This is a genomic window from Spongiimicrobium sp. 3-5 (assembly GCF_046557915.1).
Lineage (GTDB): Bacteria > Bacteroidota > Bacteroidia > Flavobacteriales > Flavobacteriaceae > JBHEBG01.
The window spans coordinates 391,878-414,778 of record NZ_JBHEBG010000004.1 but is presented as its reverse complement, the minus strand read 5'-3'; the positions used below and the strand labels follow the sequence as shown (position 1 = coordinate 414,778).

At 41.4% G+C, this 22,901-nt stretch carries 19 protein-coding genes; all 19 read left to right on the top strand.

The window, feature by feature from the left end:
- Window positions 1-81 precede the first annotated feature (81 nt).
- The gene (locus tag ACEQ81_RS16135) at window positions 82-2,295 is read left to right on the top strand and encodes a bifunctional alpha,alpha-trehalose-phosphate synthase (UDP-forming)/trehalose-phosphatase (protein WP_411031945.1); all 2,214 of its coding nucleotides are present in this window, start codon (window positions 82-84) and stop codon (window positions 2,293-2,295) included.
- Between the two features lie 13 nt (window positions 2,296-2,308).
- On the top strand, window positions 2,309-3,166 hold the full coding sequence (locus tag ACEQ81_RS16130) for a hypothetical protein (RefSeq protein WP_411031944.1): 858 nt from the start codon (window positions 2,309-2,311) through the stop codon (window positions 3,164-3,166).
- Window positions 3,167-3,338: 172 nt separating this feature from the next.
- A complete protein-coding gene (locus ACEQ81_RS16125) occupies window positions 3,339-3,854 on the top strand; it encodes a VOC family protein (protein ID WP_411031943.1) in 516 nt (171 codons plus the stop codon).
- Between the two features lie 14 nt (window positions 3,855-3,868).
- A complete protein-coding gene (locus tag ACEQ81_RS16120; RefSeq protein ID WP_411032034.1) occupies window positions 3,869-5,203 on the top strand; it encodes a M28 family peptidase in 1,335 nt (444 codons plus the stop codon).
- Window positions 5,204-5,218: 15 nt separating this feature from the next.
- Window positions 5,219-6,844: a M1 family metallopeptidase gene (locus ACEQ81_RS16115; protein ID WP_411031942.1), complete on the top strand. Its 1,626-nt coding sequence runs from the start codon at window positions 5,219-5,221 to the stop codon at window positions 6,842-6,844.
- Window positions 6,845-6,869: 25 nt separating this feature from the next.
- Window positions 6,870-7,913 carry a zinc-dependent alcohol dehydrogenase family protein gene (locus ACEQ81_RS16110; RefSeq protein ID WP_411031941.1) on the top strand — a complete coding sequence of 348 codons (1,044 nt, stop codon included), beginning with the start codon at window positions 6,870-6,872 and terminating at the stop codon, window positions 7,911-7,913.
- Between the two features lie 57 nt (window positions 7,914-7,970).
- Window positions 7,971-8,549 (top strand): YdeI/OmpD-associated family protein, encoded by a 579-nt coding sequence (locus ACEQ81_RS16105; RefSeq protein WP_411031940.1) that lies wholly within the window; start codon window positions 7,971-7,973, stop codon window positions 8,547-8,549.
- A 103-nt stretch (window positions 8,550-8,652) separates the two neighbouring features.
- Window positions 8,653-10,065, top strand: coding sequence for an amidohydrolase family protein (locus ACEQ81_RS16100; protein ID WP_411031939.1), 1,413 nt, complete (start codon window positions 8,653-8,655; stop codon window positions 10,063-10,065).
- A gap of 10 nt (window positions 10,066-10,075) precedes the next feature.
- On the top strand, window positions 10,076-11,470 hold the full coding sequence (locus ACEQ81_RS16095) for an amidohydrolase family protein (RefSeq protein WP_411031938.1): 1,395 nt from the start codon (window positions 10,076-10,078) through the stop codon (window positions 11,468-11,470).
- A gap of 5 nt (window positions 11,471-11,475) precedes the next feature.
- Window positions 11,476-12,723 (top strand): amidohydrolase family protein, encoded by a 1,248-nt coding sequence (locus ACEQ81_RS16090; protein ID WP_411031937.1) that lies wholly within the window; start codon window positions 11,476-11,478, stop codon window positions 12,721-12,723.
- Between the two features lie 102 nt (window positions 12,724-12,825).
- On the top strand, window positions 12,826-16,041 hold the full coding sequence (locus ACEQ81_RS16085) for a VPS10 domain-containing protein (protein WP_411031936.1): 3,216 nt from the start codon (window positions 12,826-12,828) through the stop codon (window positions 16,039-16,041).
- Window positions 16,038-16,733, top strand: a complete 696-nt coding sequence (locus ACEQ81_RS16080; protein ID WP_411031935.1) for a DUF2490 domain-containing protein — start codon at window positions 16,038-16,040, stop codon at window positions 16,731-16,733. Before ACEQ81_RS16085 ends, ACEQ81_RS16080 begins: the two co-directional genes overlap by 4 nt.
- Window positions 16,730-17,944 (top strand): alpha/beta fold hydrolase, encoded by a 1,215-nt coding sequence (locus ACEQ81_RS16075; protein ID WP_411031934.1) that lies wholly within the window; start codon window positions 16,730-16,732, stop codon window positions 17,942-17,944. Before ACEQ81_RS16080 ends, ACEQ81_RS16075 begins: the two co-directional genes overlap by 4 nt.
- A gap of 211 nt (window positions 17,945-18,155) precedes the next feature.
- Window positions 18,156-19,277, top strand: a complete 1,122-nt coding sequence (locus ACEQ81_RS16070) for a protein kinase family protein (RefSeq protein WP_411031933.1) — start codon at window positions 18,156-18,158, stop codon at window positions 19,275-19,277.
- Window positions 19,278-19,500: 223 nt separating this feature from the next.
- Window positions 19,501-19,827: a cupin domain-containing protein gene (locus ACEQ81_RS16065; protein WP_411031932.1), complete on the top strand. Its 327-nt coding sequence runs from the start codon at window positions 19,501-19,503 to the stop codon at window positions 19,825-19,827.
- Window positions 19,828-20,086: 259 nt separating this feature from the next.
- A complete protein-coding gene (locus tag ACEQ81_RS16060) occupies window positions 20,087-20,572 on the top strand; it encodes a hypothetical protein (RefSeq protein ID WP_411031931.1) in 486 nt (161 codons plus the stop codon).
- A gap of 188 nt (window positions 20,573-20,760) precedes the next feature.
- Complete coding sequence (locus ACEQ81_RS16055) at window positions 20,761-21,390, top strand: hypothetical protein (protein ID WP_411031930.1); 630 nt, start codon at window positions 20,761-20,763, stop codon at window positions 21,388-21,390.
- Window positions 21,391-21,612: 222 nt separating this feature from the next.
- Window positions 21,613-22,377: a creatininase family protein gene (locus ACEQ81_RS16050; RefSeq protein ID WP_411031929.1), complete on the top strand. Its 765-nt coding sequence runs from the start codon at window positions 21,613-21,615 to the stop codon at window positions 22,375-22,377.
- Window positions 22,378-22,453: 76 nt separating this feature from the next.
- A complete protein-coding gene (locus ACEQ81_RS16045) occupies window positions 22,454-22,894 on the top strand; it encodes a hypothetical protein (protein WP_411031928.1) in 441 nt (146 codons plus the stop codon).
- The last annotated feature ends 7 nt before the right edge of the window (window positions 22,895-22,901 follow it).

Genomic DNA, 22,901 nt, shown 5'->3' with positions numbered 1-22,901 from the left:
CGTCTGTATAGTTGGTTTTACACTTCAATTTGTCGAAATTTAGGGAAATTTCACACCAAACAGTTCTAAATATTTCAATTTATGGGCAAAACTATCATAATCTCAAATAGACTACCCGTACAATTGCAAATTCATAATGGCACCATCAATGCAGTGCCAAGTGTTGGTGGACTAGCAACCGGAATGAAGACCGTTCACTCGGGTAGTGATAGTCTCTGGATTGGATGGAGTGGTCTTACCGATGAGGAAATTCCGCAAAGCCTGGAAACAGATATTGATAAGGCCCTAAAAGAACACGGATGTTCTAAAGTAAATCTTAGTGCCGAAGAAGTGGACGGGTTTTACTTTGGTTTTAGTAATCGTACCATTTGGCCGCTTTTTCATTACTTTTTGGAATATTCGGAATTTGAACTGGACAATTGGAACATGTACAATGCGGTGAACCAAAAATTTGCCGATGCTATTTTAGAAAAAGCCGGAGAAGACGATACCATTTGGATACATGATTATCAGCTTATGTTGGTTCCGCAGATGGTAAAGAAAAAGCGCCCAAATACCTCTATCGGTTTTTTCTTGCATATCCCTTTTCCCTCCTTTGAAATTTTCAGAACGCTTCCATGGCGAAGCGAGGTTTTGGAAGGTCTTTTGGGATCGGACCTCATCGGTTTTCATACGTACGACTACGAACGTCATTTCCTAAGTTCTGTTAGGAGGCTTTTAGGTTTGGAGGTTAGTTTTAACGATATCTATTTGGACAACAGGGTGATAAAGGTAGATTCTTTTCCAATGGGTATTGATTACAAGAAGTTTAGCGAAGCGGCCAAGGAACACCAACAGCGTAGCCCGGAAAAACAGTCGGAGCTTCAACAGCGTTTAAATACGCATAAACAATCTACCCCTGATGCCAAATTTTTGCTTTCCATTGATCGTCTGGATTACTCCAAGGGAATTGCCAAACGCCTTAACGCGTTTGAATATTTTTTAAACAAATACCCGCAGTATAAGGAAAAGGTAAGGCTCATTATTCTTGCCGTACCCTCTAGGTCTAACGTTCCACAGTATAAGTTGCTTAAAAAAGAAGTAGATGAACTGGTAGGTCGTATCAATGGGGAACTGGCAACGGTAAGCTGGACACCCATTTGGTATTTTTATCGCTCCATGCCTTTTGAAAACCTTATTGACCTATACACCTCTTGCGATATTGCTTGGTTAACGCCTATTAGAGACGGCATGAATTTGGTCGCCAAAGAATATGTTGCTACCAGAACGGACAAGACCGGAGTATTGATCCTTAGTGAAATGGCAGGTTCTGCCAATGAAATGAACGAATCGCTCCTAATAAACCCTAACAATTTTGAGCAAATAGCCGATGCGCTCAATGAGGCCATTACTATGCCCCCGGCAGAACAACAATACAGAAATGGCTTGCTACAAAAAAGACTGGAGCGTTATAACGTGGAAAAATGGGCCAACGATTTTATGAAATCGCTTTACGATCAGAAAGAACGCGATAATATATACGTATCGCGCAGATTGTCCATGAACATTATGAATACCACCATTAAGAGCTATACCAATGCCAGTAGACGTTTGCTGTTCTTAGATTATGACGGAACCCTGGCAGGGTTTCATAACGATCCGCAAAAGGCGGGTCCGGACGAAGAACTGTACGTACTTTTAGATCGGATTGCCGCTCAAAAAAACACGGATATGTACCTTATAAGTGGTAGGGACAAGGAAACTTTTACCCGGTGGTTCTTGCCAAAAAAATATAACATGATCGTTGAGCATGGGGTCTGGATTTCCCAAAAAGGGGAAGATTTTAGGATGTTGGAAAACGTAAAAAGAGACTGGATGGATAAGATAAGTCCGGTGCTAGAGTCTTTTGTAGATAGAACCCCGGGAAGTTTTATTGAGGAAAAAAACTACTCTTTGGCCTGGCATTACCGCAATACGGATCCGGATTTTGGTCAGAAAAGGGCCTCCGAACTTAATACCGTGCTTACCAGCCTCATCGCCAATGATGACTTAAGCGTCCTTAACGGAAATAAGGTCATGGAGATAAAAAGTAGTAACGTAAACAAAGGCAGGGCGGCCATGCGGGTCTATGGAGAGGCCAATTATGATTTTGTATTTGCCATAGGTGACGATTGGACGGATGAATTTATGTTCCAAGAACTGCCCGATTCTGCCATTACCGTAAAAGTGGGCCGACAAAAAACCCAAGCCAAATATTTTATTGACGGCATTAAAAACGTTCGCGAGCTTTTAAAACGCTTTGCGGACATCAAATAACAAAACGATTATTATGAGAAATGTGCTTTGTGCCATTTTTACGCTGGCCTTTTCCCTTTTGTGGGCCCAACCCAATACCGAGGTTTATCTGTTACATCTTAAAGCCGATGATACCGGCATATCATTAAGCGATCTTGTTAATATTTCAAATAACCATGGCTATGACAATCAACCCTCCTTTATTGGAGATAGCCTTGTCCTTTATACCTCCACAAGGGATAACCAAACTGATGTTGTTCTTTATCGCATTAAGGATCAAGACAAAACCTGGATTGCCGCTACCGAACAGGGCAGTGAATATTCACCATTAAAAATCCCCGAACAAGAAGCCGTATCGGCAATTAGGTTAGATAAGGACGGTACACAGTTGTTGTATCGATATGATCTAAAATCCGGTGCCCCCAATGTTTTGCTCAACGATCTAAAAGTTGGGTATCATGTATGGTACAACACCCATATGCTTATTTCTTCTGTCTTGGTGGAAGATCGTATGGATCTGGTAGTTTCCAATTTAAAGGACAACTCCAATCATGTAGTCCAAAAAAATGTAGGGAGGTCGCTTCATAGAATCCCCAATTCGGATCTTGTCAGTTTCATTGGCAAAGAACAAGATGAATGGGAAATTAAATCCTTGAATCCGATTACGGGAGCCACTGATAAAATAACGCATATGATTCCAAAGTCCCAGGATATATGCTGGCTCGCCAATGGTACTATTTTGATAGGGTCCGGTAATCGTCTGTTAAAATTTGATCCAAAAACAGATTCGGATTGGATAGTGGTCCAGACCTTTAGCCAAAAGGGTATAAAAAACATTACCAGGCTTTCCGTAAATAGCGCAAATACGCTGTTGGCTTTGGTAGCCGAATAATACATCCCTTATAGGGGAAAAAGGTCCAAGCCTCAAAGCTGTTTCCCTCTAAAGTATAAAACGGAAAAATTGCAAAAGTTACATTTCTTAGGTAACTTCAACCCGTAAAAGAATTGCCTCTGGCAATATATAGCCCATAGTACGGGGTACTCTCATATCAATCTATAAAAACATGAAAAAAATCAAAGAAATTTTGTTGCTCTTGGTCTGCTTACCTACTCTTTTAATAGGACAGACGACGTCTGAAAGCGCTTTTGAAAGGAATACTATTTCCATAGGTCTTGTAGCTTCGGACCTGGAAGAATCGCTAAAATTTTATACTGAAATTGTTGGATTGGTGGAGACCGGCGGATTTAGCATTGATGAGGCCTTCGGTAAAAGTTCGGGACTGACCGGAGGAACACCCTTCGATGTTAAAATATTAAAATTGGAGGATGACCCCAGTGCAAGCGAGTTAAAAATTGTGACGTTCAACAATGAAAAAAACATGTCGGAACAACATATACAAGAGCGAAACGGAATGCGTTACATGACCATATTTGTTAAATCTTTGGAGCCGGTTATAGCCCGGATTACCGAAAACAATATTCCTATGTTGGGCGATACACCTATAAAAATTGGTGATGGTAGGGGTTTTGTCCTTGTCCAAGACCCGGACGGGGTTTTCGTGGAACTGATAGGTCACTAAACTCAAAACTCATGATGAAAAGATTACTTATTCCCATAGCACTCTGTATTTCTTCCATAGCCTTATCCCAAACAGATGAACGTCTGTACGATATCATCAAAAACGTTTCGGCAAAGCGTATTGCCCAAGATGTTACCACCTTGGCAAATTTTGGTACCAGACATACCCTAAGCGATACGGTAAGCAATACCCGTGGCATAGGAGCGGCAAGACGTTGGATCAAAAGCGAGTTCGAAAAAACTTCGGCCGACTGCAATGGTTGCTTGGAAGTCTTTTACCAGAAGAATCTAGTGCCAAAAGGTGAGAACGATAGAATCGTAAACGACGTTTGGGTAGTAAATGTGGTGGCAATACAACGCGGCACCAAAAACCCGAATAGCTTTATTATTATGAGCGGCGATATAGATTCTAGGGTCAGCGATCCCAACAACTATACTTCTGATTCGCCAGGGGCCAATGACAATGCCAGCGGAATGGCCGGAACCTTGGAAGCCGCCAGGGTATTATCTAAATACACCTTTGAAAACAGTATTATTTATGTAGGGCTATCGGGAGAGGAACAAGGTTTGTTCGGGGGAAAAGGCTTAGCAGCCCACGCCAAACAAAACCAGTGGGACATTATCGGTATTTTGAACAATGATATGATCGGCAATGTTACCGGTGTGGATGGTGTAACGAGTAATAGGGATTTCAGGATATTTTCAGAACCCGTACCCGCTACGGAAACGGAAGACCAACGCAGGGCAAGGCGTTTTTACGGTGGTGAAGTAGATGGTATCTCTAGGCAATTGGCCAGATATATCCATAAAGCAGTAAAGAATTACATGCCCGAAATGAACCCTATGATGATCTACAGATTGGATCGTTTTGGCCGTGGAGGCCATCATAGACCCTTTAACGATGCTGGTTTTGCCGGAATCAGAATTATGGAATCGCACGAAAACTATACACAGCAACATCAGGACATACGCACCGAGAACGGTATCGAGTATGGTGATGTACTGGAACATGTTAATTTTGATTACGCTAAAAAACTTACCGCCGTAAACGCTATTAGCTTAGCCTCCGCTGCCTGGGGACCTTTAGCACCTAAAGAAGTGAAAATTGGAGGTATTGTGGAGCCTTCCGCCAAATTTAAATGGTCAAAAGTAGATGGGGCGGTCGGCTACAAAATTTATTGGCGAGATACTACTTCGCCTACCTGGGACCATAGCAAATATGTTGGTGATGTTAGCGAATACACGTTAGATGGCATTGTAATTGATAACTTCTTCTTCGGTATAGCCGCAGTAGGTAAAGATGGTCATGAGAGCATGGTAGTATTTCCAAATGCAATTTTTAGAGATTAACAAATTCTTTCTACAATGAAAATTTTAAAGGTATTACCGCTTATCTTACTATGTACAACGGCCACCCTGGCGCAACACTCCCCATTTACGGAACAAGACACCTTACGGGGTTCCATTACCCCCGAACGTGCGTGGTGGGACTTGGGTTTCTACCATTTGGATATTAAGGTTGATCCGGACAACAAGGAGATTTCGGGCAGCAATATCATTCGATATGAGGTACTAACGGAAGCGCAGGTTTTGCAAGTAGATCTGCAACCCCCTATGAAAATTGACAAGATTACGCAAGATGGGAAGACCTTAGCATTTGAGTCCAACGGCAATGCCCATTTTGTTACCCTGCAAAAACCGCAACTAAAGGGTGCTGTCAATGAAGTAAAAATAGAATATCACGGTAAGCCCAAAGAAGCCGTAAGGGCGCCTTGGGACGGAGGTTTTTCCTGGAAAAAAGATGCTAATGGCAATCATTTTGTGGCCACTTCTTGTCAGGGACTTGGAGCCAGTGTATGGTGGCCCAACAAAGACCATATGTACGACGAAGTAGATAGCATGGCAATCAGTGTTGAAGTTCCCAAAGGTTTAATGAACGTCTCCAATGGCCGATTAAAAAAAGTGGAGGAACATACCAATACCACAACGTATCATTGGTACGTGAACAGCCCTATCAACAACTACGGGGTAAATGTAAATATCGGCGATTATGTGCATTTCGGTGAGAAATATGAGGGTGAAAAAGGAATGTTGGATATGGATTACTACGTGCTTCGCTATAATCTGGAAAAGGCAAAAGAACAGTTTAAGCAAGCCCCTATGATGATAAAGGCCTTTGAACATTGGTTTGGCCCCTACCCTTTTTATGAAGATAGTTTTAAACTTGTAGAGGTTCCTTATCTGGGAATGGAACACCAAAGTTCCGTTACCTATGGCAATAAATACGGTAATGGATACCTTGGTAATGACCTCTCCAGAACAGGTTGGGGACTTAAGTTCGATTTTATAATTATCCATGAGGGGGGACACGAGTGGTTCGCCAATAATATTACCTACAAAGACATAGCGGATATGTGGATCCATGAAGGGTTTACGGCATACTCCGAAAACTTGTACTTAGATTACCATTTTGGCGAAAAGGCAGCTGCTGCTTACGTTATCGGAACAAGGGACAACATACAGAACGACGTGCCCATAATAGGTACCTACGGGGTAAATTCCAAAGGCTCTGGTGATATGTACTATAAGGGAGCAAACATATTACATACCCTGCGTCACTTGGTAGAAGACGATAAGAAATGGCGACAAATTTTACGCGGGCTCAACAAAGAGTTCTATCATAAAACGGTAACTACGGAGCAAGTAGAGAATTACATCAGCAAAAAGACCAAAAAGGATCTATCGGCTTTCTTCGATCAATACCTAAGGACTACCAAAATACCGGTTTTGGAATATAAACAGGAAGGGTCACAACTAAAATATAGGTATACCGATATTATTGAGGAATTTGATATGCCGGTACGCATTTTCATCAACCACGATGAAAAATGGCTATTTCCCACCACCGAATGGAAAACAGAGTCTATGGACAAGGACGACTACAAGTTAAAAATAGACCAGAATTTTTACATCAAAACCAAGACGCTGTAACGCCTAATTAAACTTTACACCTGGCATGGAAGCAATCGTCTACCACACATTTAGAGGATCATTATCTATTGAAAAGGTAGCGGATCCTACTCCAAACCATCATGGTGTGGTCGTAAAAGTTGGCGCCACTGGCCTCTGCCGTAGTGATTGGCACGGTTGGATGGGCCATGATCCGGACATTGCCCTACCACACGTTCCTGGACATGAATTGGCAGGTACTATAGCAGCAGTAGGGAAACACGTAAAAGAATTTAAAATAGGAGATCGGGTAACGGTTCCCTTTGTTTGCGGATGTGGCCATTGTGAGCAATGCAACACGGGCAATCAACAAGTGTGTGACCACCAATCCCAACCCGGTTTTACACATTGGGGTTCTTTTGCGGAGTATGTGGCCCTAGATTACGCAGATACTAATTTGGTAAGGTTGCCAGATGAAATAAACGATGTCACTGCCGCAACATTGGGCTGTAGATTTGTAACGGCATTTCGTGCTATAGTGGACCAAGCCAAGGTGTCCGAAGGACAGTATGTGGCTGTACATGGCTGCGGCGGTGTTGGTCTTTCCGCAATTATGATCGCAAGGGCGCTGGGTGCAAAGGTGATTGCCGTGGATATCGATGAAGATACGCTTCAACTAGCCAAAACACTGGGTGCCTCACATACGCTCAACTCGCTAGGAAACAAGGCCATAACAGAACAGATAAAAGACTTAACCAGGGGTGGTGCCCATGTTTCCCTCGATGCGCTCGGCAGTCTGGAAACCTGTGTCAATTCCATTGCGAATCTTAGGAAAAGGGGAAAACACATTCAGGTTGGACTAATGACGGATAACCATCGGCAACCTCCTATACCCATGGATCAGGTATTGGCCAAGGAGTTGGAAATAATTGGGAGTCACGGTATGCAGGCCCACAGATACCCAGAAATGTTAGCCATGATAAAAAGGCGGGAATTACGGCCCGATCTACTAATAGAGCGAACCATATCGCTGAAAGAAACGATAAAGGAACTCCCCAAAATGAATCAATTCAATAACAAGGGGGTATTGGTGGTAAATTCTTTTTCATAAATTTAGATGTCCGATCAAAAAACCGCAAGGTCTAGGTATAACAACTTTTAGAAAACCATGTCCAATATTTCAGAACACTACTTTAAAAATGATACCGAATGGCGAAACTGGTTACATGTGCATCACCACGCATCGCAAGGTATTTATTTGATCTTGTACAAGGTAGACCATCCTAATGAAAGTATGCGTTGGGAAGAAGCCGTTAGAGTAGCCATTTGCTATGGTTGGATAGATAGCACCGTAAAAAGTCTCGGGGACGGAAAACGACGACAGTATTTTTGCCCTAGAAAACCCAAAAGCGTTTGGAGCAGGGTCAATAAAACACACATTGAAGAGCTTTTAGCGCTTGGACTGATGCACGAAAGTGGATTAAAAACCATAGAGGCAGCCAAAAAAAATGGCTCTTGGACCGCTCTGGATGCCGTGGAAAACGGAACTATTCCGGAAGACCTGCAGCTGGCGTTCAACAAAAACAAAAAGGCTTTGGAGAATTATCAAAGTTTTGCCCGTGGCTACCAAAAAAGCTACTTGTATTGGCTTAATCAGGCCAAAAGGGAAGAAACCCGTAAAAAAAGGATTCAAGAGATCATTAAACTCTGTGCGGAAAATATTAAAACACGTGAACCCCGGTTTTAGCCAAAAAACCATTTTCTGAAAATAGATTACATCAAATTAAACGGTGGCGTATTAAATTATCATGAATAATTAATACATTACGGTATCCTATCAATATAGCATAATGAAAAACTTGTTGTCCATACTAATCTTGTCCCTTGTCATTTTGGGTTGTATAGAGGAAGAAAAAGAGACGTTCGACCTTGCCATACTAAATGCCAACACTGTAGACCTTGTTACAGGGCAAATTACCCAGCAGTCGATTTTCATTGCCGAGGGAAGGATAAAAAAAATCACGGACGCACCCAATATCATGGATTATAAGGCGAAGGAAACCGTAGATGCTTCGGAAACATATGTTTTGCCAGGGTTTTGGGATAACCATGTACACTTTAGAGGCGGTGATAGCTTAATTAATGCGAATAAAAATTTCCTAAACCTTTTCATTGCCAATGGAATTACTACCGTGCGCGACGCCGGGGGGGACCTAACATTGTCCGTATTGGATTGGAAGACCCACGTTGCCGAGGGAAAACTTATTGGCCCTACCATTTTTACCTCGGGGCCTAAGATCGATGGTCCGGAACCTACTTGGGCAGGCTCCTTAGCGGTGGAAAACAATGATGACATTGCCATGGCCTTGGATTCCTTGCAAGCGTTGGGAACCGACTTTGTTAAATTGTACGACAGTAAAATATCGGGAGAGGCATATTTGGAAACGATAAGACAGGCCGAAGAAAGGAAATTGATTACCTCCGGGCATATGCCGTTTACCGTAGAACTAGACCATACCCTAGATGCTGGATTGGATGCCATAGAGCATTTGTACTACGTTATGAAGGGTTGTTCCAATCGCGAAAAGGAAATCACCGCTAAACTGGCTTCAAAAGAAATGGGTTTTTGGCAGGCTATGCCCGCGTTGCTGGCTAGTTACCAAGACAGTACCGCCCAACAAACCTTCGCTAACCTAAAGCAAAAAAATGTCTTTGTAGTGCCTACACTGCATATTGGGGAAACGTTGAGCTATTTGGACGAAGTAGACCATACCAAGGATGCCTATCTTCAATACATGGGCCATGGTATCATAAAAACCTATGACGGTAGAATACAAAGAGCCATGAAAGCCGATGACCAAGCCAGAAAAGACCGAAAGGCCCTAGATACCTTTTTTGGCCAACTAACAAAATCTCTCAATGATGCCGGGGTATTGCTCCTGGCAGGATCGGACAGTGGGGCCTTTAACTCCTATACGTATCCGGGCATTTCATTGCACAAGGAAATGGAAGCCATGGCAAAGACGGGCATGTCGCCCTTGCAAGTGCTCCGAACCTCAGCTTACAATGGGGCCCTATTTCTTGGAAAGGACGCTGATTATGGTACTATAGCGGTAGGTAAAATTGCCGACCTTGTTTTCTTAGAAGGCAATCCACTGGAGGATATCACCAATACGCAACGTATATTTTCTGTACTTAAGGGCAACAAAGTGTATTCCAAACAGGCACTTGCCAATCTTTTAAATACTTCTATAACCAATTAAAAATATGGATATGAAAAAAATAGTTTTCCTCATGATCGCCATGGCCCTTACGGCCTGCAACAGGGCACAGAATAAGACCGCTACACCACCGGAAACCGGTAAGGATGCCATCTTGATAACCGATGTAAATATTGTGGATGTTGATAACGGTAGTATTCTGGAAAACCGTCAAATTATTATCGACTCGGGAAAAATAAAAGGTATTCTAGAAACCGTTGAAAATGCTGATGGCTTTGCGACCCAGATCGATGGTAAAGGAAAATACGTTATTCCCGGACTTGCCGAGATGCATGCCCACATTCCACCGCCATCCACTTCAACGGAACGTTTGGAGGAAACCTTATTTCTTTACCTTTCCAACGGCATAACCACCATAAGGGGTATGCTCGGAGATCCTTCGCATCTTACATTGCGCGAAAAAGCAAAAAAAGGCGAAGTGCTTAGCCCAAGGATATACACCTCTAGCCCTTCCTTAAACGGCAATTCCGTTACCTCCGTAGAGCAAGCCACCACCAAGGTAACCGCCTACCAAAAAGATGGGTACGACTTTTTAAAGATCCATCCCGGTATTCAATTAGAGGTGTTCAACGAAATTGTACGTACGGCCAACGAGGTGGGTATAACCTTAGCAGGGCACGTACCTGTTGATGTAGGTATCAGACATGCGCTGGAAAGTAAATTTGCTTCCATAGACCATGTAGACGGCTTCTTGGAAGGTATGGTACCGACTTCGGCGAATGTGGATCCAAACGATAATGGCTTTTTTGGATATAATTTTACGCCTTTGGCCGATCTGTCCAAAATGGACGAACTGGTGCAATTGTCCAAAGACAATAAAGTCTGGATCGTACCCACCCAAAGTCTGTTCGAAAGATGGTTTGCTCCCATAGGCGCAGAAGAATTACTGGCCCAACCCGAAATGAAATACATGCCCAAAACCACTTTGGAGAATTGGAAACGGATAAAGACCAATTCTACGGGGGCCGATTCTGGTTTTAACGAAGCGCAATGGCAGCAATTTATAAACATTAGAAGGTCGTTGATAAAGAAACTCTATGAAAACGGCCATGGTATGTTGTTGGGGTCAGATGCCCCGCAATTGTTCAATGTACCTGGCTTTTCCATTCATCACGAAATGCAAGGTATGCTCCAAGCTGGGCTGACACCCTTACAGATCATTAGATCGGGGACCATAAATCCTGCGCTGTATTTTGGTATGGAAAACGCTTACGGATCCATTAAAGAAGGTTTATCCGCGGATATGGTACTGATAAATGCCAATCCCATGGAAGATATTAACGCTCTTAAGGAAATTTCGGGTGTCATGATAATGGGAACATGGTTGTCTAGGGAAACTATAGATGAAAAATTGGCCTCCATAGCCGAGAACGCTTCCAAAAATTAATGATTATGAAAAAAATTACCTTTCTATGTTTTTGCCTAGCCGTGGTTTGGGTACATGGACAAACCGTTTTGGTACCCAAAGCCGTATTTGACGGCCAGCAGACACATACCAACTGGTCCGTTATGGTAAGTGAAAATACCATAGTCTATGCAGGGCCGTCCAACGGGTTAACCATTCCGGAAGGGGCAGAAATTATAAGACTTTCGGAGTCTACATTAATGCCAGGTTTAATCGAAGGACATTCGCACCTTCTTTTGCATCCGTATAATGAAACCTCATGGAACGATCAGGTATTGAAGGAGTCGCCCGTGGAGCGCGCCATAAGAGGCGTGGTCTATGCCGAAAAATCGTTGATGGCCGGTGTAACCACTATGCGCGATCTTGGTTCGGAAGGTGCCGGTTATACGGACGTCCATTTAAAAAAGATGATCGATGAAGGTATTGTTCCGGGTCCCCGGTTACTGGTTGCCGGTCCGGCCATAGTTGCCACGGGAGCGTATGGGCCAAGAGGATTTCACGACGGGGTTACTGTGCCCTTGGGAGCGGAACCGGCCAGTGGAGATAAGGTCATTGAGACGGTTCGAAGGCAATTGGGCAATGGTGCCGACTTTATAAAAATATATGCCGATTACAGCTGGAGAAACGGTGAGTCTTCACAACCCACTTTTTTATTGGACGAAATTACCATGATGTCCAAAACGGCCAAAAGCGCAGGAAGGTACATTGTAGCCCATGCAAGTACCCCCGAAGGTATGCGCAGGGCGGTTTTGGGAGGTGCCGAAACCATAGAACATGGGGATGACGGTACCTTGGAAGTTTTTAAACTTATGAAAGAAAAAGGTGTTGCCTTCTGCCCTACCCTGGCGGCCAGTGATGCCGTAGCACAATACCGAGGGTGGAAAAAGGGAACCGAAAAAGAACCCGAGGGAATCACCCAAAAAAGAGCTTCCTTTAAACTAGCACTGCAGGCAGGTGTAGATATTGTGTTCGGCGGTGATGTGGGTGTTTTTTCGCATGGTGATAATGTAAGGGAGTTGGAAATGATGGTAGATTACGGAATGTCCACTATAGATGCGCTACGTTCCGCAACATCCTTAAATGCCCGTGTTTTTCACTTAAATCGATTGGGAAATATAAAACAGGGCAATTTAGCGGATATCATCGCCGTAAAAGGCGACCCCATCAAGGACATTGGGGCGCTTAGAACAGTAAATTTTGTGATGAAAGACGGTGCAATCTATAAAAATGAATGATCCGAAACACGCTCCGTTTAGATGAAAATCCTTAACATCGCTTTAAGAATTCTCCTTTAAGTTTTTGGTATATTTAGCCGACTAATTAACCATCTGAAACGAATGAAAAAAGCTCTCATCCTGTTGGCGCTATGCGCATCTATTCCCCTATCATCACAAGAATTTAAAATGGATCTTGTTCAAGATCTGAAGCCTCGGAATATAGGTCCGGGCGGTATGAGCGGTAGGGTTACCGCAATAGACGTGGTACATTCCAATACCGATATTATGTACGTGGGTACGGCATCGGGCGGATTGTGGAAATCTACCTCGGGCGGTATCACCTGGAAACCCATTTTTGAAAAAGAAGTTACCGCATCCATAGGCGCTGTAGCCATTCAGCAATCCAATCCATCCGTAATTTGGGTGGGTACCGGGGAAGGAAATCCCAGGAACAGTTTAAACGGAGGTTTTGGGGTATACCGATCTTTGGACGGCGGTAAGAGCTGGAAAGCCATGGGCTTGGAAAAGACCCGACATATCCATAGAATTGTTATCGACCCTACCGACCCAAACACGGTTTATGTAGGGGCAATCGGTTCTCCTTGGGGCGAACACCCCGAGCGCGGTGTTTTTAAAACCACCGATGGTGGCGATACTTGGGAAAAAATCCTATTCGTAAATAACAAAACCGGGGTTGCCGATCTAATCATGGACCCCACCAATCCGAATAAGTTGATAGCCGCACTATGGGAACATAAAAGAGACCCTTGGTTCTTTAATTCCGGAGGAAAAGGAAGCGGACTGCATATTACGCATGATGGGGGCAAAAATTGGAAAAAACTCTCGGATGAAGATGGCTTGCCAAAAGGCGAATTGGGCCGTATTGGGGTGGCCATTGCCAAAAACAGGCCCAACACCATCTATGCACTCATAGAGGCCAAAAAGAATGCCCTTTACAAATCCGAGGACGGCGGCTTTAAATGGAAAAAGGTAAACGATAAAAAAGATATCGGTAACCGACCTTTCTATTATTCGGAAATCTACGTAGATCCACAGAACGAAAATCGGGTATACTCGGTTTTTACCTACGTGAACGTTTCAGAGGACGGTGGAAAGAATTTTAAACAACTTATGCCTGCCTATCAGGTAAATAACGGTGTGCATCCCGATCATCATGCATGGTGGATTCACCCGGAAAACGGTCAGTTTATGATCGATGGCAACGATGGCGGATTGAATATTACCAAAGATGGTGGAAAATCTTGGCGTTTTATCGGAAACTTGCCGGTAGCCCAGTTTTATCATATCAATATAGATAATGAATACCCGTACAATGTTTATGGCGGAATGCAAGATAACGGCTCTTGGAGAGGGCCAGCTTATGTGTGGCGTGCCCAGGGAATCCGTAATAGCTATTGGCAGGAAATAGAATTTGGGGACGGATTTGATGTAGTACCCGATCTAGATGATTCGCAATATGGCTATGCCATGAGCCAGCAGGGTTATGTGTCTCGATACGATTGGAAAACCGGTAACAATTACACCGTACGCCCTACCCCACCCGATGCCAAAACAAAACTACGTTTCAACTGGAATGCGGGTATTGGTCAGGACCCCTTTAACAATAGTACCGTTTATTTTGGTAGTCAGTTTGTACATAAAAGCACCGATAAGGGATTGACGTGGGAAGTAATTTCGCCAGACCTCACCACCAACGATCCCGAAAAACAAAAACAAAGCGAAAGCGGTGGCCTAACGTTGGATGCTACCGGTGCGGAAAACCACTGTACCATTTTGGTAGTGGAACCTTCCCCTGTAGAAAAAAATATGCTTTGGGCAGGTAGCGATGACGGACGTGTGCATTACACCCAAAATGGCGGCACAGACTGGACAGAAGTTACCGAAAATATAAAAGGATTGCCAAAAGGCAGCTGGATCGCTCAAATAAAGGCCTCCAACAAAAACAAGGGCGAAGCGCTGTTGATCGCCAATGATTACCGAAGGTTTAATTACCAACCTTATGCCTACAGGACCAAAAATTATGGTAAGACCTGGGAACGCATCGTAGATGCTGGGGATGTAAAGAGCTATACGCTCTCTATTGTGCAGGACCTTGAAAACCCCAACCTCTTGTTTCTTGGTACGGACGACGGATTATATATTTCCTTCGATGGTGCGGTTAAATGGCAAAAATGGACCGACGGCTTTCCCACGGTTTCCGTAAAGGATTTGGTGATACAGCCCAGGGAGCAAGATCTTGTCATAGGTACCTTTGGTCGCGCGGCATGGGTATTGGACGATATTAGACCCCTTAGGGCCATAGCTTCCGATGTTTCGATCCTAGAAAAGGATATAAAATTGTTTACACCCCCTACTGCATTTTTAGCAGCCTACCAACAGCCTACCGGTTCGCGTTTTGGTGGGGATGCATTGTACAATGCGGAAAATAAAAAGTCCGGGGCCATGCTTACCTATTACCTGAAAAAAGGGAACGACAAACCCGAAAAAGAGACCAAAAAAGAGCAGGCCGATGATGCCGCTGAAGATGAAAAGTCGGCCGCAGAAAAAAAAGAAAATAAAAAAGATTCCATCACCATTCAATTCTATGACGGCGACCACCTCATCCGGACATTAAAACACAAAACGCCCAAGAAGGCAGGTTTTCATAGGGTGTATTGGAACATGGACGAAAAAGGGCCGAAAAGACCTTCCAGAAAAATAAACAAAAGCAAAAAAGAACCCGGTGGCTCTAAAGTAAGACCGGGCACCTATAAAGTAAAAATACAGTACGGCGAACATACCGATGAAACCGAGGTGACGGTAAAATCCGATCCTAGGCTCAATATTTCCCAAGAGGCCATCAACGAGGTGTATACCATACGCGGTACCATACAGGAATATACCCAAATAGCGGCGGATGCGGTGAAGCAACTTGTAGAAAGCAAAAACGTTACCAATAAGTTTCAAAAGGAACTTAAGGAACTGGACAAGGAAAAATACAAAGACCAGATAAAGGCCTCCACGGATATGGTAAAGCAAATAGACTCTGTAATTGCACTCTACCTCGGTAAGGAAGATAAGCGACAGGGCATTGTGCGCAATCCGGAGATTACCGTAATGAAAAGAATTAATGAGGCCGATGAGTACGTTAGCAGCAGAAAATCGCCCATAACGGAAACCGAAAAAAGATTGGTACGCTTTGCCAAAGAAGAACTGGAAAGTGCGCTGAAAAAGACCAATACTTTTTTTAATGAACATTGGACCCCCTATAGAGATACCATTAGTGGCCTCAATATATCGCGTTTCAAAGACATAAAACAGTTTCAGATAAAATGAAAAAACTACTTCTTACCATACTGCTATTTCCATACCTTTTAATGGCCCAAGAGAACGGGGAAGACAAATTTGGGGCCTGGTATATGTATTTTGGCACCAATAAGATATCGGAAAAGCTGAGCATACATACCGAAGCGCAGTTTAGATATTACGAGACCCTGTCCAATTTTAACCAGTTATTGTTAAGAACGGGGCTCAATTATCATCTTAGTCCATCGGCCATAGCCACTTTTGGGTATGGTTATATAGATACCGATCCTACATTTAGCGATGGTGCGTCTACAACCGACAACCTTAAGGAACATCGCATCTTTCAACAGTTCATTCTAAAAAATCAGGTGGGAAAGTTCAAATTTGAACATCGCTATCGGTTAGAACAGCGATTTATAGAGAACAAGGACCTATCTACCAACGATACCCAGCATAGGGCCCGGTATAGGCTTCAGCTGACCTTGCCCCTTACCGAGGCTATGTTCCTTAATTTCTACGACGAGGTATTCCTAAACCTGCAAGATTCCGTATTTGGACAAAACAGGTTGTACGGGGCCGTAGGGTTTCATCTTAATTCCAAGACCAGCCTACAGTTGGGGTATCTGAAAAACCATTTCAGCGCTACCAATTTTGATCGCATACAGATAGGAATTTTCTATAATCCCGACTTAAGGAAAAGGAATGAAAAAAATCAGTTATGAACCTCCAAAAAATAACCTTTGAAAACCAGGATGGGCAAAAGTTAGTAGGTAGATTAGAGCTACCTGCCGACAGACATCCCCATAATTATGCAATTTTTGCGCACTGCTTTACCTGCAATAAAAATTTGCTGGCCATTAAAAATATCGGTAAGGCACTGACCGCCAATGGCTTTGGGGTATTGCGTTTCGACTTTACCGGACTGGGCGAGAGCGAAGGCGATTTTGCAGATACCAATTTCTCCGGTAATGTGGGCGATTTGGTAGCGGCGGCAAATCATTTAAAGGAAAATTATGAGGCTCCCACGCTCATTATAGGGCATTCGTTGGGAGGGGCAGCGGCTATCTTTGCAGCTGCCGAAATACCTTCCATAAAGGCAGTGGCCACCATTGGTGCCCCCTCCAACCCCGAGCATGTTAAGCATTTGTTGAGGAGTGGTATCGAAGAGATACAGACCAGCGGCAAGGCCGTTGTAAACTTAAGCGGGAGGGATTTTACCATAAAAAAACAATTCTTGGACGATCTGGAGACCCAATCGCTTCCCCAGGTGGCCAAAGGGTTGCGTTTGCCATTGTTGATTATGCATTCGCCCCAGGACGATACCGTAGGCATAAAAAATGCGGAAGAGATTTACCTGGCGGCGCACCACCCCAAAAGCTTTGTTTCCTTGGACAATGCCGATCATCTATTGAGCGATAAAAGGGATTCCCAATACGTGGGTAAGGTTATTGCAGGTTGGGCACAACGGTATGTGGATATCCCAGAAATCTCCAACCTACGCAGCAAACACCAAGTAGCTGCAAGTCTGGACGGTGATGATGGTTTTACCACCCAAATGAAAATTGGGAACCACTATGTGCTTGCGGACGAACCCCTAGAGGTTGGCGGTAACGATTTTGGTCCGTCGCCCTATGAGTTGGTATCTGCGGGTTTGTCTGCCTGTACGGCAATGACCATACAGATGTATGCCAAACGCAAAGGCTGGCCCGTAGACAATGTAGAGGTGCATACGTCTTATGGTAAAGACCATGCGGCCGATTGTGAGGCCTGCGAACTGCCCAGTGCAAAAATAGATACCTTTAATAGGGAGATAAAACTGACCGGGGATCTGGACGAAAAACAACGGCAACGCATTATGCAAATCGCCGACAAATGCCCCGTACATAGAACACTACATAGCGAAACCCAAGTGATTACCAAGCTTATAGAATAAGCCCTTCCACTACTTTCTTTTTAAGGGTAAACCTTTTGGTTTTCCCAAACGGTTTGTGTGTATAAAATAGATCGGTTTTTTAGAACGTCTGTGGATAATTGAAAAGTTCACATAAACAATTGCCAAATACATCGATTTTATTCCGAAATTGGGGTATATAGATGTATTTTACATCTATATAAACAAGTTGGGTGCAATTTGAACAAAAACAATGAAAGGTAAGATTATTCAATTCATAAGAAGTAAAGACTTTAAGTTCATAGAAGAAATTGGACAAGGTGGAACTGGAAGAACTGTACTTCTTGAAGATGAAATAATTAACGAACGCTTTGTTTGTAAAAAATACTCGCCTTATTATGAAGAACACAAAAAATTATTCTTCAACAATTTCAAAGATGAAATTAAACTACTTCATCTTCTAAATCACAAAAATATTGTCCGAGTTTTTAATTACTACCTATATCCAGAAGAACATACTGGATATATTCTAATGGAATTCATTAAAGGACAAAACATTTCCAATTTCTTAAAAGATAATCCTGATAAATTAAATGATACTTTTAGGCAAACGATTAATGGATTTGTTCATTTAGAAAAATCGAATATTCTTCATAGAGATATTCGTCCTGATAATATTCTTATTTCCAAAGAAGGAATTGTCAAAATAATAGATTTTGGATTCAGTAAAAAAATAGATTTTGAATCAGACTTTGACAAAAGTATTTCTTTGAATTGGCGATATTCTCCACCTAATGATTTTCAAGAAAAAAAGTATGATTTTAGAACAGAATTATATTTTCTAGGAAAACTTTTCGAAGAGATTATAAAAGAAAATGACTTTCAAAATTTCAGATACAAAGACTTATTGAAAGTTATGGTCAATATAGATTATCTCAAAAGAACACCTTCCTTTTTCAACCTAAATAGAAAAATGATTTCTGAATTGACTAGTGAAATAACATTCACAAAAGACGAAAAGAAAACGTATCAAAATTTCGCAGACGGATTAGAAAGTGTTTTTAGTAATATTGATATTGACGCTAATTACATAACTGACATTCCAGAAATAATAAGAGAAGTTCAGGAAGTTCATAGGAATTCTATTTTAGAAGATAACATTCAAAACCAAAATAGACTTGCAAGATGCTTCATAAAAGGTAATTTTAGATATTGGAAAAACAGAGAAATAAAAGTTGATACTGTTTATGATTTTTCGAAATTCTTAATTTCTTCATCAAAAGAAAGACAAAAAGTGATTTTAAACAATTTGTGGCAACGACTTGATAAAATCGAAAGACACGACCCAAGTCTAGAAGACGATTTACCGTTTTAAGAAAAAATAAAAACTGCACCCAACACGGTGTATAAAACATAGCTAATAAGTGTTAAACTTAAAGACTTGTGCATATTTGCAAAGACCGCCAATCCGCCCGCTGGCGGATGGCTTTAAAATGAATAAATTAAAAACAATCCCAATAGCTATCGGGAATAAAAATTCGGCTTTCCGGACATTGACAACCTAGACAACCTAGACAACCTTAAAAAAACGATACGCTATGGAAAAAAAGTATAACTACACACAGGAAATGGACATAAAATTTGAACATCAAGAAGTGATTGATGTACCAAAAATTGTCGAAGAATGCAATGAGAAATGGTTTAATCAAACCTTGACGAAGGTAAATGACAGTGTAGCAAGAATAGGTATCGTGGAAGGGGAATATCATTGGCATAAACATGACAATGACGATGAATTTTTCTTTGTTTTAAGTGGCAAACTTTACATTGACCTCGAAAATAAAACAATTGAACTAAATCCTAATCAAGGTACAACTATCTCAAAAGGTGTGTTACACAGGCCAAGGGCGCGAAAAAAACCGTAATGTTAATGGTCGAAACAGACTCTATTGACCCAATTGGAAATGACAATGTCCAAAAAATGTAAATGTCTGTAGAATTAGTTCCGAAATCATTGAGCGCTAATGGAAGGCACGGGATACACAAACCGCTAAAATTTCATATAAACAATTGCTAAATACATCGATTTTATTTCGAAATTGGGGTATATAGATGTAAAATACACCTATATAAATAAGTTGGCAGCAAGTTGACCAAAGCAGAACACGAATTAAAAAATCAGAAATGAAAAGAATTTTTTACCTACTTATTGTTTTGACTTTAACAAGTTGCAGATATTTTAATGTAAGTCCTGCAAACGGAATTACAACTAAAAATCTGACTGAAAAACCAACTCAGTCTGAAATGATTGGAATTTGGGAAGTGGATAAATTCAGTTACGAATTAAACGAAGAGAAAGGATATGAAAAGAAAAAAATCGAATTGAATTTAAAGGAAAACGGAACTTTTGAAATAATAAACTTGCCGAATTACATAAATGTATTTGACCAAACAAAAGAACGTTTCGTAAATACAAACGGAACGTGGGAAATTGGAAAAGATTTTAAAGGAGAAAAATGGGTTCTGAATATTCGTTTTGACAAAAGCAATCTGTATGAAAACGGTATGTCGACTTCATACGATTTATATTTACAAAATGACGGAATCATTATTTGGAATTTTATTGGCGACCCAGATTCTGGAGAAAGATTTTTGTATGAGAAAAAATAAAAACCAGCTGCCAACAATGTATAACCGCAATTACGGCGGATTCGACTACGTCCGAATCCACTCGGAATTGCTAAAGCCTGTGCTAAACCGAATATTAACGCATATAAACCCGTAACTGACGGTTATACGAGACCGTTACCATGCATTGAAGAAAAGGCATCCTGGAATTGAGATAATCAAAGAAACTTATGACTGTAATAAACCAACTTTCATCATCATTAGGACAAAAAGGAAATGACGCAAATATTGCTTTAGCTAAAGGAATTGCTAAAACTGTAGATAATAATGCAATTCAGGAACTTGTTAAGAATTTGAAAAACAAGGATAAAAAAATTCAAGCTGATTGCATAAAAACTCTTTACGAAACTGCCTATATAAAACCTGACTTGATTGCTAATTATTATGTCGAATTTCTGGAATTATTATCAAGTAAAAACAATAGATTGGTTTGGGGAGGAATGATAGCTCTAGCAACAATTTCGGATTTAAAAAGTAAGGAGTTGTTTGAATCAATAGAACTGATTTCTAATACTGTAAATAACGGTTCTGTAATAACGGTAGATGCAGGAGTTGAAATATATACAAAGCTCAATAAATATTCGGAGTTTCAAGACAAAGTTGAGAACTTGTTGACTGACCAACTGTGGAAATGTCCTGTTAAACAATTGCCTAAATACATGGAGAAATCAACTATATCGATAAACGAGAAGAATAAAGAAATTTATCAAAAAATAATAAATGAACGAAAGACAGAATGTGAAAAGGAGTCGCAAATAAAACGACTTGACAAAGTGTTGAAACGAATTGAAAAAATATAAAACGCATGGTAACAATGGCTATAAGTAATTGCTTGTTCTCGCCTACTTCTGAAAATCCGCAATATAGAATACCCATAGCATAGCAGATTCGGAACCGTTTTTTTGATACCCCTACTTTCAAAAAGGGGAAATTGACTACATTAGAGGTATGGACAAAATAGAAATATAGTTACTAACGACTATATCCATACGTTGTGTAGAATTTTGAAAAACAAAATGCAAATGATAAGACCTTACGTTCTGGCTGATACAAACTGGAAACATTTAATGGATGAAAAATTTGATTTAGCCGTTCTTCCGTGGGGAGCAACAGAAGCCCATAATTATCATTTGCCCTACTCAACTGATGTAATTGAGGGAACCGCAATAGCAGAAGAGGCTGGAAGAATTGCTTGGGAAAAAGGAGCTAAAGTTATCATATTACCAACAATTCCTTTTGGAGTTAATACTGGACAACCCGACATATACTTGGATATGAATTTAAACCCAAGTACTCAATTCGCTATCCTAAAAGACATAATTGAGGTATTAGACCGTCAAGGCATCCAAAAGTTTATGATTTTGAACAGCCATGGGGGAAATAACTGGAAATCAATGATTAGAGAACTTGGACTATTATATCCAAAAATGTTTTTATGTGTTGGGGAGTGGGTAAAGGTTGTTAACCGAAATGATTTTTTTGATACCCCAGGAGACCACGCTGACGAAATGGAAACAAGTCTGATTCTTCATCTAGCACCTGAACTAGTTCTTCCAAGAAAAGACTGGGGCGCAGGAAAAGAAAAAAAGAATAAAATAAAAGCATTTAATGACGGGTGGGCTTGGACCGAAAGACCTTGGAGCAAAATAAGCGAAGACACTGGAGTTGGAAATCCAAAAGCTTCAACTAAAGAAAAAGGGGAAATATTTTTCAACGCCATTTGTAGTAAATTGGGAGACTTATTTTTGGAGATTTCAAACGCAGATACGAATGACCTTTATGAATAAAAACGCTACACAACATTGGCTATAATTCATTGTGACGGCTCTGTGGATATTGACAACCTTAAAAAAACGATGCGCTATGGAAAAAAAGTATAACTACACACAGGAAATGGACATAAAACTAATCACTCTGTTTTTAATCGGACTAATAACCTTCTCTTGCGCTTCTGAACAATCTGAAATGAACGAAGGCGAAACTTATTTAGCAGAGAAGTTAAGTGCTGAATGGATTAGCATCGGATTAACTCAAACCGAAACCAAGACGGATGGAAAAATAACCGAAAATCGAAAATTTATTAATGTGGTAATCAAAAACTCTTCGGACATTGAAAAAATAATTGAAGAAACTGACTACGCAGAAAAAAAGATGAAAAATGTTGCTCAATTCGTTTTGGACTCTATTCAGTTTGGCGAATTGACTTTTAAACCAGAAGAAATACGAATTGAGTTTATAAAAGATGACAGTTTTTTGATTTTTCAAAACGAAAGAAAACAATCAATGTCCTTTAATCTGGATTGAGTAATTG

Coding starts and splice junctions, on each gene's coding strand:
- ACEQ81_RS16135 (WP_411031945.1), top strand. CDS start 82: ATGGGCAAAACTATCATAATCTCAAATAGACTACCCGTACAATTGCAA.
- ACEQ81_RS16130 (WP_411031944.1), top strand. CDS start 2,309: ATGAGAAATGTGCTTTGTGCCATTTTTACGCTGGCCTTTTCCCTTTTG.
- ACEQ81_RS16125 (WP_411031943.1), top strand. CDS start 3,339: ATGAAAAAAATCAAAGAAATTTTGTTGCTCTTGGTCTGCTTACCTACT.
- ACEQ81_RS16120 (WP_411032034.1), top strand. CDS start 3,869: ATGAAAAGATTACTTATTCCCATAGCACTCTGTATTTCTTCCATAGCC.
- ACEQ81_RS16115 (WP_411031942.1), top strand. CDS start 5,219: ATGAAAATTTTAAAGGTATTACCGCTTATCTTACTATGTACAACGGCC.
- ACEQ81_RS16110 (WP_411031941.1), top strand. CDS start 6,870: ATGGAAGCAATCGTCTACCACACATTTAGAGGATCATTATCTATTGAA.
- ACEQ81_RS16105 (WP_411031940.1), top strand. CDS start 7,971: ATGTCCAATATTTCAGAACACTACTTTAAAAATGATACCGAATGGCGA.
- ACEQ81_RS16100 (WP_411031939.1), top strand. CDS start 8,653: ATGAAAAACTTGTTGTCCATACTAATCTTGTCCCTTGTCATTTTGGGT.
- ACEQ81_RS16095 (WP_411031938.1), top strand. CDS start 10,076: ATGAAAAAAATAGTTTTCCTCATGATCGCCATGGCCCTTACGGCCTGC.
- ACEQ81_RS16090 (WP_411031937.1), top strand. CDS start 11,476: ATGAAAAAAATTACCTTTCTATGTTTTTGCCTAGCCGTGGTTTGGGTA.
- ACEQ81_RS16085 (WP_411031936.1), top strand. CDS start 12,826: ATGAAAAAAGCTCTCATCCTGTTGGCGCTATGCGCATCTATTCCCCTA.
- ACEQ81_RS16080 (WP_411031935.1), top strand. CDS start 16,038: ATGAAAAAACTACTTCTTACCATACTGCTATTTCCATACCTTTTAATG.
- ACEQ81_RS16075 (WP_411031934.1), top strand. CDS start 16,730: ATGAACCTCCAAAAAATAACCTTTGAAAACCAGGATGGGCAAAAGTTA.
- ACEQ81_RS16070 (WP_411031933.1), top strand. CDS start 18,156: ATGAAAGGTAAGATTATTCAATTCATAAGAAGTAAAGACTTTAAGTTC.
- ACEQ81_RS16065 (WP_411031932.1), top strand. CDS start 19,501: ATGGAAAAAAAGTATAACTACACACAGGAAATGGACATAAAATTTGAA.
- ACEQ81_RS16060 (WP_411031931.1), top strand. CDS start 20,087: ATGAAAAGAATTTTTTACCTACTTATTGTTTTGACTTTAACAAGTTGC.
- ACEQ81_RS16055 (WP_411031930.1), top strand. CDS start 20,761: ATGACTGTAATAAACCAACTTTCATCATCATTAGGACAAAAAGGAAAT.
- ACEQ81_RS16050 (WP_411031929.1), top strand. CDS start 21,613: ATGATAAGACCTTACGTTCTGGCTGATACAAACTGGAAACATTTAATG.
- ACEQ81_RS16045 (WP_411031928.1), top strand. CDS start 22,454: ATGGAAAAAAAGTATAACTACACACAGGAAATGGACATAAAACTAATC.